The organism is Limnohabitans sp. (assembly GCF_036804465.1).
Lineage (GTDB): Bacteria > Pseudomonadota > Gammaproteobacteria > Burkholderiales > Burkholderiaceae_C > Limnohabitans.
Map to the genome: position 1 here is coordinate 54,388 of NZ_DAIRSK010000017.1, position 15,562 is coordinate 69,949.

A 15,562-nucleotide genomic window follows, 5' to 3' on the forward strand; every position below is an offset into this window, starting at 1 on the left:
CAAGCCAGATAAACTACACATCTAACAAAACTGTGAAAAGCTTATGAAACTGATTGGTTCTATCACCAGCCCCTATGTGCGCAAAGTACGCATCGTCATGGCCGAGAAAAAACTGGACTATCAGTTTGTGACCGAAGACGTGTGGGCAGCAGACACCAGCATCTCAGCCTCTAACCCATTGGGCAAAGTGCCTTGTCTCATCATGGAGGGCGGTGAAGCTTTGTTTGATTCGCGCGTCATCGTTGAATATGTGGACACGCTCTCGCCTGTGGGCAAGCTCATCCCCGGCAGTGGCCGCGAACGCGCAGAAGTCAAAACATGGGAGGCGCTGGCCGATGGCTTGGTTGACGCCGCCATTTTGGCGCGCCTCGAGGCCTCATGGCCCGGCCGCAAAAAAGGCGAACGCAGCCAGGCATGGATTGACCGTCAAATGAAAAAAATTGACGACAGCTTGATCGCCTTGGACCACGCCTTAGCCGAGCGCAGCCACTGCGTGGGTATTCAAGTCAGCTTGGCTGACATTGCGGTGGGCGTGGCGGTGAGCTATTTGGATTTCCGCTTCCCCACCATCGATTGGCGTGGCCAGCACCCCAATCTGGGTGGTTTGTACGAGCGCCTGTCTCAGCGTCCAAGCTTCAAAGACACCTTGCCCAATTAACTGTTGGCGCGTTTTTTCAGCCAGCGCATCAGGCCGCCGACCACAGGCAGCTTTTCGTACAACTCTTCGGCGGCATCCCAATAATCACGGTGAATGGCCACGCGCCACATGCCTGCTTCTTCGCGCAGCACAAAGTGCGTGGCACCCCGAATGGTTTGTGTGTGGCCGTTCTGGATGCGCGGCATGGCAAATAAGAAATCCCACGTCACAAAACACTGTGCACCTTGCAGCACTTGGGTGGTGATCACAAAGCGTGGCGCTTGCAGTGCTTCAAACATGTGGGCAAAGATCTGTTCAATCGCGGGCAAGCCCTGCACCTCGTTGAACGGGTCTTTGAATTGCGCGTCGCGGGTGTAGAGCTCGACCATGCGCGATACATCCGCTGGCTGCAGGTGTTCATAGAAATGCACCACACGCTGCAGGGCGGCTTCTGGTGTGTCTGTCATCACAAGCCGGTCCCACCCCGCACCAAGGCAAAGTACCAGCGGTAGGGCAGCAAGCGCAGCAGCAGCAGCACACGCGTGAAGCGCTTGGGAAAGTGGATGTGAAAATCCCCATGACGCCAACCTTTGAGAATCTCAGTCGCGGCCGTTTCGGGCGAGATGAGCGCTGGCATGGGAAAGTCATTGCCGGCCACCAGGGGCGTCTCCACAAAGCCAGGGTTGATCAAGCTCACACCCACGCCATGCGGCGCCAAGTCGTAATACAAGGCTTCAGCCAAGTTGATCAGCGCGGCTTTGGTCGGACCATACGCCAAGCTCTGCGGCAAGCCGCGAAAGCCAGCCACGCTAGAGATGAAGCTCAGGTGGCCCGCTGCATTGGCCATCAGCGTGGGCAACACGGCATCAAGCACACGCAGTGCGCCGGTGTAATTGATATCGAGGTGACGTTGCATTTCACCCAGCGAGTAGTCTTTGGCGCGCATGGGTTGGTAATACCCAGCGCAGTACATCACCACATCCAAGCCCTGATGCGTTTGCACGTACTTGGCGGCTTGGTCAATCGCGGTTGTGTCGCTCACATCCAGCACCACAGCTTGTGCGCCAGGGTGCGCGTCGACAAACTGTTGCAGCAACTCGGCTTTGCGGGCCGATACCACCACCCGCGCGCCAGCGGCGTGCAAGGCTTTGGCTGTGGCCAAGCCAATGCCACTCGAGGCGCCAATCAGCCACACGCTGCGGCCTTGCCAGTGAGTGATAGGCGGGTTGAATGGTTTCAAAACATGCATATCAAAAGCCCCATGCGAACGCTACAAGTCATCACCATACCATCCAACCCTTCGCACGCCAACCCACTTCATGGCTGAGCGCCTGCCAAGAGGTTTTGGCGAAGTTGGCGCTGCGATGTTTCAGTGGCCAACCAAATGCCCAAAAATCGTTGCGCAAATTCGGCGTCGCGCAACTCGCCCAGCACACGGTCTTGGTGCATCAGCTGCAAGCCTTTGTCGGGGTTGTAAATACCGGTGATGTATTCACCCGCACGTACATTGGGCATCAGGGCCAGCAGCGAGGTCGACCAGCTTTGCAGTTGGGCAGCGCTGAGCGGACGTTGGCCTTGCATTTCGTCGATGGAGCGTTGCGCAATATCTGCGCCTTTGAAATCACGAAGATAGCGCAACTCCAGCACCAGCACTTGCTTGGCCCAATCCAGCGCAGCAAAAGGGGCGCTGGCCCACAGACTAGCGTCGTACACCTCAAAGCCCCAGTAGGTGAGGCGATGTTGGCCCACCAAGCGCGGTGTGCGCAGCACGGCTTGCAAAGCTGGCCTAGGCTGAACGGGCTCGCGCTTGAGCTCGGCGTGCGCCAGGCCAATCTGACAAACGCTGACGCCGGCCAGTGCCGCGCGTAAGCCGAGGGTCAAAGCAGCACGGCGTGTGGTCATGATTTGACCAGGGTGAACTGAACCACGTCGGTGCTGTGTTGCTCAAACGCGGCTTCGCAGTAAGCCAAGTAGAACTCCCAAATGCGCATGAATCGTTCGTCAAAGCCAAGCTGCAACACCTGCGTCTTGTCGGCCATGAACTGCTGACGCCATCGGCGCAGCGTCTCGGCGTAGTCGAGGCCAAAGGCCAACTCATCCACCACTTTCAGGCCTGCGCGTTGTGCGTGGGCGCGGAATTCACGCGGGCAAGGCAAGCAGCCACCCGGGAAAATGTATTGTTGAATGAAGTCGGTGCTCTTGACGTAGCGCTCAAACAACGCGTCGTCGATGACGATGGTTTGAATGCACGCTTTGCCGCCCGACTTGAGCAAGCGCGCCACGCTCTCAAAATAAGTGGCCCAATATTCTTGGCCCACGGCTTCCAACATTTCAATCGAGCAAATGGCGTCATAAGGGCCATCGTCAATGTCGCGGTAGTCTTGCAGGCGCAGGCTGCTGGTGCGCTCTAAACCCAAGCGCTGCATGCGCTGGTTGGCAAAGGCGAGCTGCTCATGGCTCAGGGTCACGCCGCTCATGTGCGCGCCAAACTCTGTGCCGCCCAGCTCGGCCAAGGCACCCCAGCCGCAACCGATTTCAAGAATGCGGTCCCCCGCTTTGGCCTCCACCATCCGCAGAGCGCGGCGCACTTTGGCGGTTTGCGCTTGGGCCATGGGCTTGGAGCGATCGTTGTCAAACCAAGCGGACGAATAGTTCATGGTGGGGTCTAGCCACAGCGCGTAAAACGCGTTGCCCAAGTCGTAATGCGCGTGGATGTTTTTCTTGCTGTTGCTGCGCGTGTTGCGGTGAAGCAAATGCCGCACACGGTAATACAAGCGGCCCAGCCAATTGCCAAAAATCAAGGCGTCCATGTCGCGGCGGTTGGCCAGCAAGAGTTGCAGTAACTCCGACAAGTTGTTGGTGCTCCATTCGCCGGCGATGTAGCTTTCGGCAAAGCCAATGTCACCCGATTTCAAAGCTTGGGTAAGCGGCGCATAGCTGTGCAAATGCAAGGTGGCGTTGAGTCCCTGGCCTGCGGCGGGGGCTTGTCCGAACTGCTCTACGCGGCCATCGGGCCACTGCACATGCAGTGTGCCGTGCTGCAAGCGTTGCAGCAGGCTCAGCACGCGGCGAGCGGCAGCGGGCATGGACGCTGGGTGCGTCGTGTCGGTGGAGGAGGTGGTGCTATTCATGGGCTGTCTCAACATCAACGGGTCACAAAATCTTGCGGGGGAGTGGGTTTGGAGAAAAACGGCACGCGCTTGCGCCAAAGCTTCAAGGCCTGCCAGTGAATGCGCGCCATCACCATCAAGGTCATCAATGGGTAGCCCCACAAAGCGTGGCGCAACTCGGCGGGGGTGATGGGTTTGAGTTGGCCGCTCACGCTGGTTTCTATCAAGGGGCCATCTGCGTCATCGTGGTCCACGCGGGCGAGCGTGTGGTCTGGCGTGCGCATGAAGCGAAAGCGGTAGTCGCCTTGCACCGCGCAAAACGGTGAGACATGAAACACCTTGTTGGCGCGTTGTTCGATGCCGTAGTGTGGGCGGTCTAGCAAATAGCAATGGCGCTCACCAAAGGTGTTGTTCACTTCCACCACGATGGCCCGCAAGCAGTTGTCAGCTGCATGGCAATACCAAAAACTCACGGGCTTGAAGGTGTATCCCAGCACGCGCGGGTAGCAATGCAGCCATACTTCGCCCGTGGCGTCGGTGATGCCCTCGTGGTGCAGCACAGCATCTAGCCATGCAAGTGCGCCACCCTCTTGCGGGCTACGGCCATCGCCGTGGTCGATCTCATAAAAGCTGATGGCGCCCGCGCGGTTGATGGGCAGCGTGGCATGGCCCATGGCGTGCAGCGTGCGCATGGGCAGCATCAAAAAGAAGGTGCTGTAGTTGAAGGCGTGCGGCGTGGGGCGAAGGCGCGTGTGGCGCACTTGACCAAAACCAATCATGGCTTGCGCGATGTTGCTCATCGGGCCAAGCTGGCGAGCAGGCTGTGCGCAGCATTGCGCCCCGCCTTCAAACCATCTTCGTGAAAGCCGTAACCCATCCATGCACCGGCAAACCAAGTGTGGTGCTTGCCTTGCAGTTGCGGCATCTGGGCTTGCGCCTGGATGGCAGGCAGGTCAAACACCGGGTGGGCGTAGTCGTACTCACCAAGAATATGGGCTGGGTCAATCTCGTCCAACGGATTGAGCGAGACAAACACGTCTTGTGTGAAAGGCAGCGGTTGCAACAGGTTGAGCCAATAGTGCAGGCACACGCGAGCCGACTCGGTATTGCTGTGCGCTGCACGCTGGTAATTCCAAGCGGCCCAAGCGAGTTTTTTTTGAGGCATCACGGCGGTGTCGGTGTGCAACACAGCGCGGTTGGGGTGGTAGCGAATGGCGCTCAAGGTGGCAGTTTCTTGTGCCGTAGGTTCCGCCAATATGGCCAGCGATTGATCGGCGTGGGTGGCCAAAATCACTTGGTCAAATCGCTCAGACCCTGCCTGCGTTTGCAGTGTCACGCTGTGGGCGTCACGCGCAATATGCAACACAGGTGTGTTGAGCCGCTTGTCGGCGATGCCCGTCAAAATCTTGTCGACATAGTGACGTGCGCCGCCCGCCACCGTATGCCATTGTGGGCGGTTATTCACTTGAATCAGGCCGTGGTTGTGGCAAAACCGAATCATCGTGGCCACAGGAAACTTCAACATTTGATCGGTGGGGCAGCTCCAGATACAACCCAGCATGGGCAACAAATACCAATCGCGGAACTCGGCGCTGAATTTGTGCGAGAACAAAAAGCCGCTCAGGGGTTGCGCCAGCTCTTCGTCTTGGTTGCGCTCGGCCAGCTCAGTGGCCAGGGTGTTGAAGCGCACCACATCACGCAGCATGAGCAAGAAGCTGGGCTTGAACAAATTGCGACGTTGGGCGAACACGGTATTGAGGTTGGCGCCATTCCACTCCAAGGCGCCCTTGCCGTTTTTGTGCGGCACTTGCACTGAAAACGACATGTCTGACTTGGCGGTGTCGACTTGCAGCTCTTCAAACAATGCAATCAAGCCGGGGTAGGTGCGTTCGTTGTAAACCAAAAAACCGGTGTCGACGCCGTGGGTTTGCATGCCGGTGGCGGTGGGCAAGGTCACGTCCACCGTGTGGGTGTGACCGCCAAAATAATCACCCGCCTCAAACAAAGTGAGGTCAGCTTGTCCTTGCAAATGGTGCGCTGCGGAGAGGCCCGAAATGCCCGAGCCCACAATAGCAATGCGTGACTTCATAGCGCAGCGCCTTTGGGGAGGGGCTGTTTTTCCGCCAATTGTTTTTCAATTTCTTGCACAAAGTTTTTGTCTTGGGGTCCGGTCATGCTGCTGTAGCTTTTGATGTTTTTGCCGTCGCGGCTGATGATGTATTTGTAAAAATTCCACTTCGGCGCAGTGCCGGTTTGCTCGGCCAATTGTTTGAACAAAGGCGAAGCGTCTGCCCCACGCACGGTGGTTTTCACAAACATGGGGAATTTCACGCCAAAGGTGTTGTCGCAAAAGTCGGCAATCTTGGCATTGCTGTCGGGTTCTTGAGAAAAATCGTTGCTAGGAAAACCCAGCACCACCAAGCCACGGTCTTTGTATTTGGCGTGCAAGGCTTCTAGGCCTTTGTACTGCGGGGTGAAGCCGCAAAAGCTGGCGGTATTGACCACCACCACAACTTGGCCAGCATATTGGCAAAGGGCTTGTGGTTTTTCGTCTTGCAGTCGAGCCACTGTATGTTGGAGCAAGCGCGGGCAATGGGCGAAAGAGGCAGCACCTTCAGGTGCACTATGCGCAGGGCTGAAACCCAAAAAAGAACCCATCAAAACGAATACAAAACGGTACATCACGGGAAAGCCCTTCTTTTAGAAGCACAGGGATCATGTCTTAATATGGACAAAGTGTCTTGGACGGAGCCATTCTCCATGATCAATGATGGGGAATCTTATCCATGGACTCAACTGAGGACGCATCCCTGATGACGCTGTCGATCGCAGCGGTCGAACGCGACACAGGCATTGGCAAAGACACCTTGCGCGTGTGGGAGCGACGCTATGGTTTTCCAAAACCCGGGCGTGATGCCAATGACGAGCGCTCCTACCCCATGGTGCAGGTCGAACGGCTGCGCGTCATCAAACGTTTAATGGACCAAGGCCACCGCCCAGGCCGCGTTGTGGCGCAGCCCATGTGGGTGTTGGAACAACTGTGCCGAGCCGATGCCAGTTTGCAGGCTACTCAACCGGCGCAAGGCGTGCCAGCGCTGCAAACGACGCGGGCGCACGCTGAGTTGCCGTTCTACCTTGGTCTGCTGCAATCGCAAGACGCCGATGGCATTCGTTTGGCATTGCACCAAGCCTTGTCAAACATGGGCTTACGAGGCTTTGTCACGGATGTGGTGGCGCCGCTCAACCACATGGTTGGATTGGCTTGGGCTCGGGGAGATTTGGCTGTGCACCAAGAGCATTTGTACACCGAGTGTGTCAGCACCACGATGCGCCAAGCCATCGCAGCCATCGCAGCCATCGCAGCCATGGCACCCGTGGCGCAAGGTGCAGCGCCCAAAGTGTTGCTCACAACCTTTCCACAAGAGGCCCATGGTTTGGGTTTGCTGATGGTCGAAAGTTTGTTGGCTCTACAGGGCTGTCAGTGCGTCTCCTTGGGCACCCAAATGCCCGTGCGCGACATTGCGCAAGCTGCTGCCGCCCACAAGGTGGATGTGGTGGCCTTGAGCTTCAGTGCCAACATGAACGCAAACCAAGTGGTGGATGGTTTGCTTGAGCTCAATGCGCTCTTGCCAAACGATGTCGCCTTATGGGCAGGAGGTAGCGCGCCAGTGCTGCGACGTCGGCCCATCGAGGGCGTGTTGGTGCTGCATGATCTGGACGCTATTTCAGGCGCTGTCAACCAATACCGCCGTGCTCTCACGCCAGCAGAAAACAAGGCAGCGTAAATTTTGCAAGTTTGCAGGCCTGCGGTGTTTGGCTTGGTGCAGCCTAAAATGGGTTCACCATGAGCGACACCACCTTGCTGCCCCCGGCATTTCTCTCCAAACTGGCCTCACGCCAAGATGCCGTCCAACGGGTGGCTGCTTTGCGTGCGCAGGGTCCCGTGGTGTTTACCAATGGCGTGTTTGATGTGTTGCACCGAGGGCATGTTTCGTATTTGGCGCAAGCCCGCAGTGTGGGCGCAAGTTTGGTGGTGGCGCTCAACAGCGATGCATCGGCACGTCGCTTGGGCAAAGGGCCAGACCGCCCCCTCAACAACGAACTTGACCGTGCGGCCCTGATGGCTGCCTTAGAGTCCGTGAGTTTGGTCACTTGGTTTGACGAAGACACGCCGCTGGCGCTCATCACTGAACTGCGTCCCGATGTGTTGGTCAAAGGCGGCGATTACGACATGAGCAAACTGGCTGAGACGCAAGTGGTGCTGGCCTATGGAGGCCGTGCGCAAGCGATTGCGTTTGTAGACGGCTACTCCACCACGGCTTTGGTGAAAAAAATCCGTCACGGTCAATAGCACCCAATCACGCCCAATCACGCCCAATCACGCCCAATCATGCGCTAGTCAAACACCGTTTGCCATAGGGCCTTGATGGCGACGCACTCTTTTTCGAGTTCCGCCTCTGGCACTTGCGTTGGCTGCTCATCTAAGCGCGCACGGTGTTGTACACGCCGCAATTCACGGTAGGCCCGTCCCGCCGCATCGCCCACGCCTGTAGGCAACAAGCCCACTTGTTCAGCGCTCATGAGCAATGCAATATTGCCCACGTTGGCCAAAAGAGAGGGGTGTTGTTGTGCATGGGCCAGTACCAAGTACTGCACGGCAAACTCCACATCCACCATGCCGCCTGCGCTGTGCTTGACGTCAAACAAATGGAGCTTGACAGGGTGGGCGCTGCGCATCTTGTCGCGCATCACCACAATTTCTTGGCGCAACGCAGCCAAGTTGCGCTTGGCGTTGATCACGTTGGCACGTACCTTGTCAAAGCGTGCTTTGAGATCGGACGCACCAAGGCAAAAACGCGCACGCGTCATGGCTTGGTGTTCCCACGTCCATGCGGTGTTGTCGCCGCGCTGTGCTTGGTAGTCGGCATAGGCATCAAATGTCGAAACCAAAAGGCCCGAATTGCCGTTGGGCCTGAGCGCGGTGTCTATTTCGTACAAATCACCTTCGCCCGTTTTGACGGTCAGCCAGTTGATGAGCTTGCGCACATAAGCGGCATAGATTTCGCCCGCGCGTTCATGCGCGTCTTCATACACAAACACAATGTCCAAGTCGCTGCCGTAACCCAGCTCCTTCCCACCCAATTTGCCATAGGCGAGGATGGCAAATTGCGGCTCGTCACGGTGGCGTTGTTTAAAGTTCAGCCACACCCAGCGGCTGGTGATCTTCAGCAGGCTATCGGCCAAGGCGCTCAGATCGTCAGCCACTTGCTCGACCGTGATGCGGCCCTCTACATCGCGCGCCAAGGTGCGAAACACCTCGGCGTGGTGGGCGCGGCGCAGCAAGTTGAGCAAGGTCTCTTCGTCGGCCTGACCCGTGGATTGCAATGAGGCCAAGCGGCGTTCGAGTTCGTCTTCAAACTCCTGTGGCTCAAAGCGTTCGGCCAACAAGGCGTCTCCTGCCAGCTCGTCAATCACGCCTGGGTGTTGCTGCAGATATTTGGCTGGCCAACGCGCAAGGCCCAACAAGCGCATGAGTTGCTCATGCACACGCGGACGTTCAACCAACAACGCCAAATAGCTTTCGCGGCGCAGCAGCGGCTCTACCCAATCGCTCCATCGCACCGCTGCTTCTTCGGTGATTCGGCCATCCGCAACCCACGCATGGGTGCGCTGCAAAAGTTTTAGCAAGCGCTGCAGGCTTTCATCACGCAAGGCTCGGACGGAGGGCTGTTCGCACCAGTGCATCACCCGCTCGCGCAGACGTTCGTTCAAGTCGGGCAACAGCGAGGACAGGTCCACATAGTCGCTCAAAGCGGTGCGGCTTTTGCCGTCGCCCTTGCTGTGGGCCGTGGTGTTGTGCTCGGCCGTGTCGCCCAAACCCAGCAAGCGGTCAAACTCTTGGGCCACCAATTCGCGGTGGGCATCGAGCTGATTCAAAAAGTCGCAGCGGTCGGCAAACCCCATGGTCAGCGCCAGCCAATTGAGATCGGCGTCTTGCTGGGGTAACACGTGGGTTTGTTGGTCGTCGAGGTACTGAATGCGGTGCTCGACTTGGCGCAAAAAAACATAGGCACTCGCCATTGCTTGTGCCGTGGCTGCTGGCATCAGGTTGGCCTGGCTCAAGCGTTGCAGGGCCGCCAGCGTGGGGCGTGTGCGCAGCTCGGGGAACTGCCCACCGCGCACCACTTGCAGCAGCTGCACAGTGAACTCAATTTCCCGAATGCCACCCCGCGACAGCTTGACATCATGGGCTCGCTCAGGCCGTCCCGCGCTCTGGGCGCTTGCGTGTTTGCGAATTTGTTGGTGCAAGCTGCGCAGCGACTCAAACACGCGATAGTCCAGATAGCGACGAAACACAAACGGCAGCACGGTGTCACGCAGCTCAAACGCATTGGCTTTGGCGCTGACGGGAGCAACCACGCGGCTCTTGAGCCAGGCAAAGCGTTCCCACTCGCGTCCCTGCACCAAGAAATATTCTTCCAGCGCCTGGCGCGACACCACACTCGGCCCCGAGTTGCCGTTGGGGCGCAGGGCCAAATCCATGCGAAAGACAAAGCCGTGGTCGGTGGTGTCGCCAATCAAGGTGTAAATCAGTTTGACGGCTTTGGCAAAGTAGTCGTGGTTGCTGATGCGTCCGCGCCCGTCGGGCAAGCCTGTGGTGTCGCCGTCTTCGTCGTACACATAAATCAGGTCAATGTCGCTCGATACATTCAATTCGCGTGCGCCAAATTTCCCCATGCCAATGATCCACAGCACGGCGCGTTCGCCGCTGGGCGTGGTGGGCATGCCGTAGCTGGCGTCAAGCTGGGCTTGGGCTTCTTGAAAAGCGATGTCAAGGGCAAACTCACCCAGCTTGGTCATGGCGCGGGTGATCACCTCCAAGCTGGCGCCTTGTTCGCAGTCGAGCACCACCAAACGCTCCATGACCAACTGGCGCAGCATGCGCAGGGCATCGGCGCAGTTGTGGCTGCGGCGCAGCGTTTCAAAACAAGCCTGCATCGTGGCCACCTCGGGCGCGCCCTCGGGCAACACCTGCAGCTCATTCGCGTAGCGGCGGCGCAGGCGCTGGACGAAGCGCGAATAAGCACTCAGATCAGGCACAGAGGAGGGGATAATTCCAGTCACGTTGTAAGCACCATGAAACTTTTGTCAGACTCTGTCAATCCCACCCCACAAAGCCCTGCTGCTGATTTGAAGACCAAGTCGGCTGGGCGACGTGCGCTTCACTGGGTCTTGGGTTTGATGGCATTTGTTGGGGTGGCGGTGTGGCTAGCTTGGAGCGCTTTGCATGTTTTCATTGTGCCGCGAATTGGTGACTATCGCGACGATTTGCAGCATCAAGCCACACGCGCTTTGGGCTTGCGTGTAGAAATCGGCAGCATCAGCGCCCAAGGCGGCTGGTGGGTGCCTAGCTTTGAACTGCAGCAAGTTCAATTGTTTGACCGCGAAGGTCGTGCGGCATTGCTTTTGCCGCGGGTGATGGCGTCGGTGTCGCCACGCTCGGTGTTGCGGGGCCAGTTTGAGCAACTCGAAATTGACCAACCCGAGTTGGAAATTCGCCGCGACGCCAGTGGCCATGTGTGGGTGGCGGGCATAGACACCGGCGCCGCAGGGGACGGCCAAGGCGCTGATTGGTTTTTCTCGCAGCCCGAATTTGTGGTGCGCGGTGGTTTGATTCACTGGCGTGATGAAAGTCGCCCCATCGCGGTGCAAGCCACTACACCGGTGTTGACCCTGCAAGGTGTGGACCTGTCGTTTAAGAACGATTGGTTTCAACACGAGATGCGAGCCGATATCACGCCGCCCGAGGCCCTGGGCCAGCGCCTGTCCGTGCATGGCAAATTTCACCAACCCCCATGGCAGCGGGCGGGCGACACCGCGCAATGGTCGGGCGAGTTGTTGGCTGAGTTGCCCTATGTCAATCTCGCCACCTTGCGTCTGTGGGCGCCGATGGACAAAGGTTTGTCTTTGCAAGAGGGCCGCGGTGCCTTGCGCGTGTGGACCGAATTCAAAAAAGGCGCAGCCGTGGGGGTGACGGCAGATGTGGCTTTGGACGCAGTGGATGCGCGTTTGGGGCCCGATTTGTTGCCCTTGGCTTTGCGGCGTGTGCAAGGGCGAATCGGTGCCCAGTGGCGTGACGGTGAGGTTGAAATCAACAGCCAAGATTTGGTGTTTGACACCCAAGAGGGTGAGCACTGGCCTGGCGGTGTGGTTCGTGCAAGTTGGCGTGGCGATGCATTTGAAGCGGGCGCCCTGACTGCAGACCGCTTGGACTTACAGGCCCTGGCCCAACTCAGCCAACGTTTGCCCCTTCCTGAAGCATGGCGAGCCTTGCTGTCGCGCGTGCAACCGCAAGGCCAAGTCAACCAACTCAAAGTCTCATGGCAACACAAGCCAGACGCTGACATGCACTTCAGCGCCAAGGGCCAAGTGCGTCAGTTGACATCCAAACACGACACCTTGCCAGACAGCCCCTTGTTCAACATGCCTGGCTTGCAAGGCGCGCAGCTTGAATTTGATGTGACGCATCAAGGTGGAAAAGCAAGCCTGGACATTCTCAATGGCAGCGTGACTTTGCCGCTGGGTCTGGACGAGCCTCGCATGGTGCTTGACGAAGCCTCGGTGCAAATGGCGTGGCAAAACAAAGGCGATGCATTGGCAGTGCAGTTCACCCAAGGCCGCATGGCGAATGCAGACTTAGCGGCTGAATTCAGTGGCAATTGGAAAACCAGCCAAGCCCAAGCGCGCCTGCCCGGCGTGTTGGATGTCACAGCCACTTTGAGCCGCCTCAAGATGGCGCAACTGCATCGTTACTTGCCCAACACCTTGCCTGCCGATGTAAGGTCCTATGTGCGAAAGACAGTGCTTGCAGGAGAGGCCCGTCGTGTGTCGGTGCGTCTGAGAGGCGATCTGACGGACATGCCATTTGACAACCCTGCCTTGGGTGAGTTTCGCATCGTCGCGCCAGTGACCCAAGTCACTTACGCCTATGTGGCCCCAGAGCCGTCCAAGGGTAAACCGGCGCCCATGGCCACATGGCCTGCGCTGACCGAATTGAACGGAGAGTTGGTCTTTGATCGCAACAGCTTGCAATTCAAAGGCAGCACGCAGTTGGTGGGCGCCCCGCAATTGACATGGCAAAAAGTGGTGGCAACGATTCCAAAACTCGATGTCCCCGTGGTCAGCGTGACGGGTGAAGCCCGAGGCCCCATGGCTCAGATGCTTGACCTCATTGCCAAGTCTGCCCTCAACGATTTAACGGGCGCGGTGTTGAGCCAAAGCCAAGCCACGGGCGACGCCAATTTCAAATTGGCCCTGACCTTGCCGATTGACCAGTTGCACAAATCCAAGGTGCAAGGCAGCGTGGTGTTTGCCGACAACGCCTTGCAAGTGATGCCGGGAACGCCTGTGCTCAATCGCATGCGAGGGAGCTTGCAGTTCAGCGAGCAGGGCTTTCAACTCAAATCAGCTCAAGCCCAGTTGTTGGGCGGCGATGCGGTGTTGGATGGCGGCATGTCGTTTGGTGTGAACGAAAGCCAGTCGCCCCTGCAACTCACTGTTCGCGGAGATTTGACGGCCGAGGGCCTGCGACAGGCGCGGGAGCTCGGGCTGATTTCGCGCTTGGCAGAGCGCGCTTCGGGCAGCTCAAGCTACACCGCCGCCTTGGGCCTGCGCCGTGGTCGGCCTGAGTTGCTCATCACCAGCGACCTCAAAGGGATGGCCTTGAACATGCCTGCCCCGTTGACCAAGCTGGCCGCTGCAAAGATGCCCTTGCGTATCGAGTCGCAGCTCACGCGTGAATCTTTGCAGCCCAAGGCGCGTGTGATGCAAGACCAAATCAACGTCAGCTTAGACCGTGCTGCTTTGTTGACATATGTGCGCGATGTGAGCGGACCGCGCCCGCGTGTGTTGCGCGGCGCCATCGGCGTGGGGCAATTGGCGATAGACGCATTGCCACTGCGCGACAACGCGGTCAGCCTGAACCTGCAATTGCCGGCGTTGGACGTGGATGCGTGGCAGCTCGCCTTCACGCAACTCACAACGGCTTTGCCCGTGGCGCGCAAACCCACAGCGAAAGCCATGGTGGGTATGGAGGTCAGCAGTGATGATGCGCAAGACTTCATGCCCACTTTTGTGACCCTGCAAGCCGATCAAATCAAAGTGACGGACCGCTTGATCCACAAAGTGGTGGTTGGCGGCACGCGGCAGGGGGAGGTGTGGCGCTTGAACATCGGTGCCGATGAGCTCAATGGCTCTGCCGAGGTGCGCCCCTCCAGTGGCAATGTGCTGGGGCAGCTGCATGCCCGCTTGGCTTATCTGAAAATTCCACCCAGTTTGGTGCCCGATGTGGAACGGTTGTTGACCGAGCAACCCAGCAGCATTCCTGGCTTGGACATCGTGGTCAATGAATTGACCTTGCGCGGTAAACAATTAGGCCGACTTGAAATCGAGGCCGTCAACCGCGTGGGTGCCAATGCCGTGCGTGAATGGCGCTTGAATAAATTCAATGTCTCACTGCCAGAGGCCAGCTTGACGGCCACGGGCAACTGGGCCACCGATGGGCCGGTGGTGCGCCGTACCCAATTTAACTTTGTACTCAACATCCGTGACAGCGGTGACTTACTCGCCCGCTTGGGCACACCCGGTGCGATTCGCCATGGCGAAGGACGTCTAGAAGGTCAGGTGTCTTGGCAAGGCTCCCCCATCACCATGGACTACGCCAGCATGAGCGGCAAGATGAATTTGGCAATTGAAAAAGGCCAATTTTTAAAAACCGAACCTGGCGCAGCGCGCTTGCTGGGTGTGCTCAATTTACAAGCCCTGCCCCGGCGCTTGACGCTGGACTTCAGTGATTTGTTCAGTGATGGTTTTGCCTTTGATTTTGTGCGCGGCGACCTCGTGATTGACCAAGGCATTGCCTCCACCAACAACTTGCAAATGAAGGGCGTGGTGGCGGGCGCGTTGATTGAGGGCAGTGCTGACTTGGTGCGTGAAACCCAAAAACTCAAAGTAGTGGTTGTGCCAGAAATCAATGCGGGCACAGCGTCGCTGTACATGGCCACCATCAACCCCTTGATTGGTTTGACCTCCTACTTGGCGCAAATGATTTTGAGCAAACCTTTGGTGCGCGCAGGCACCAATGAGTTTTTGGTAGACGGCACGTGGACCAACCCACGCGTGACCAAGGTCGACTGATGCTCTTTCCCCTTGCACCTCGCACCCGCCGCCGAGTTTTGTGGGCGTCGTTGGTCCTCTTGGTGCTCTCAATGCTCAGCACCTTGGTCTGGCTGGCGGGCCGCTATGAAGTGACGCAAGTGCAAAGTCAACTCGAGCGAGATGCTGCGGATGCTGTCAGCGACATACGCACGGCCCTCACCCGCAATGTGCAAAGCCTGCAGGCCTTGCAATACGCTGACCTTGCCACCGTGCCGTGGACGCAAGAGGCCGGCTCCATGTTGCGTGAACACCGTGAGTGGTTGCGTTTGGAGCAACGAGACACCGATTTGCGCGTGCTCAGCAGCGTGGATACCCCCTTTCGCGCGCCCCCCTTCAATCGTTTGGGGCGCGCAGCCACGCAGCCCGAAGTGGTGCAAGCTTGCAGCGTGGCGCGCCGCCAAAGCGGTCCTGGGTATGGGGCCAGTTCCTTCTTGCCGCAAGCCGATGGGCTGGGGGTAGAAATCATGGACTTGTGCTTGCCCGTCATCACCGACGGCGAGTTGACTGGCTACACCGTGGCCACGTATTCATTGGGTGAAATCTTGGTCAACATGGTGGGTCCGCAACTCACCCGCAGCCAAGAGGTGTCGTTCACCGA

12 protein-coding genes and 1 pseudogene are annotated in these 15,562 nt (G+C 58.1%); 5 read left to right on the forward strand and 8 right to left on the reverse strand.

Translation table 11 applies throughout. The features are described from left to right. Window positions 1-43 precede the first annotated feature (43 nt). Window positions 44-658: a glutathione S-transferase family protein gene (locus V7Q41_RS10355; RefSeq protein WP_333845775.1), complete on the forward strand. Its 615-nt coding sequence runs from the start codon at window positions 44-46 to the stop codon at window positions 656-658. Here V7Q41_RS10355 and V7Q41_RS10360 read toward each other — a convergent pair. The 7 genes from V7Q41_RS10360 to V7Q41_RS10390 form a co-directional block, all read right to left on the reverse strand. Then, window positions 655-1,104, reverse strand: coding sequence for a nuclear transport factor 2 family protein (locus V7Q41_RS10360; protein ID WP_333845776.1), 450 nt, complete (start codon window positions 1,102-1,104; stop codon window positions 655-657). The genes V7Q41_RS10355 and V7Q41_RS10360 overlap by 4 nt on opposite strands. After that, complete coding sequence (locus tag V7Q41_RS10365; protein ID WP_333845777.1) at window positions 1,104-1,886, reverse strand: SDR family NAD(P)-dependent oxidoreductase; 783 nt, start codon at window positions 1,884-1,886, stop codon at window positions 1,104-1,106. The genes V7Q41_RS10360 and V7Q41_RS10365 overlap by 1 nt, the downstream gene beginning before the upstream one ends. 68 nt (window positions 1,887-1,954) lie before the next feature. Then, window positions 1,955-2,539 (reverse strand): chalcone isomerase family protein, encoded by a 585-nt coding sequence (locus V7Q41_RS10370; protein WP_333845778.1) that lies wholly within the window; start codon window positions 2,537-2,539, stop codon window positions 1,955-1,957. Continuing rightward, entirely contained in the window at window positions 2,536-3,768 is a 1,233-nt protein-coding gene (locus tag V7Q41_RS10375; protein WP_333845779.1) for a cyclopropane-fatty-acyl-phospholipid synthase family protein, read from the reverse strand. The genes V7Q41_RS10370 and V7Q41_RS10375 overlap by 4 nt, the downstream gene beginning before the upstream one ends. Before the next feature lie 14 nt (window positions 3,769-3,782). Further along, window positions 3,783-4,547, reverse strand: coding sequence for a DUF1365 domain-containing protein (locus V7Q41_RS10380; RefSeq protein WP_333845780.1), 765 nt, complete (start codon window positions 4,545-4,547; stop codon window positions 3,783-3,785). Next, a complete protein-coding gene (locus V7Q41_RS10385) occupies window positions 4,544-5,836 on the reverse strand; it encodes an NAD(P)/FAD-dependent oxidoreductase (protein WP_333845781.1) in 1,293 nt (430 codons plus the stop codon). Before V7Q41_RS10385 ends, V7Q41_RS10380 begins: the two co-directional genes overlap by 4 nt. Then, window positions 5,833-6,429 (reverse strand): glutathione peroxidase, encoded by a 597-nt coding sequence (locus tag V7Q41_RS10390; protein ID WP_333845787.1) that lies wholly within the window; start codon window positions 6,427-6,429, stop codon window positions 5,833-5,835. Before V7Q41_RS10390 ends, V7Q41_RS10385 begins: the two co-directional genes overlap by 4 nt. A gap of 104 nt (window positions 6,430-6,533) precedes the next feature. On the opposite strand from V7Q41_RS10390, the gene V7Q41_RS10395 reads away from it, so the two are divergent. After that, window positions 6,534-7,532: a MerR family transcriptional regulator gene (locus tag V7Q41_RS10395; RefSeq protein ID WP_333845782.1), complete on the forward strand. Its 999-nt coding sequence runs from the start codon at window positions 6,534-6,536 to the stop codon at window positions 7,530-7,532. A 59-nt stretch (window positions 7,533-7,591) separates the two neighbouring features. Then, complete coding sequence (gene rfaE2 / locus V7Q41_RS10400) at window positions 7,592-8,098, forward strand: D-glycero-beta-D-manno-heptose 1-phosphate adenylyltransferase (protein ID WP_333845783.1); 507 nt, start codon at window positions 7,592-7,594, stop codon at window positions 8,096-8,098. A gap of 44 nt (window positions 8,099-8,142) precedes the next feature. Here rfaE2 and glnE read toward each other — a convergent pair whose 3' ends face one another. Continuing rightward, entirely contained in the window at window positions 8,143-10,872 is a 2,730-nt protein-coding gene (glnE, locus tag V7Q41_RS10405; protein ID WP_333845784.1) for a bifunctional [glutamate--ammonia ligase]-adenylyl-L-tyrosine phosphorylase/[glutamate--ammonia-ligase] adenylyltransferase, read from the reverse strand. Between the two features lie 12 nt (window positions 10,873-10,884). Between glnE and V7Q41_RS10410 the strand changes: the two genes are divergently transcribed. Further along, window positions 10,885-14,943, forward strand: a complete 4,059-nt coding sequence (locus V7Q41_RS10410; RefSeq protein WP_333845785.1) for a YhdP family protein — start codon at window positions 10,885-10,887, stop codon at window positions 14,941-14,943. Continuing rightward, a pseudogene (locus tag V7Q41_RS10415) lies at window positions 14,943-15,562 on the forward strand (PAS domain-containing sensor histidine kinase); the annotation flags it as partial. The gene V7Q41_RS10410 and the pseudogene V7Q41_RS10415, both read left to right, overlap by 1 nt.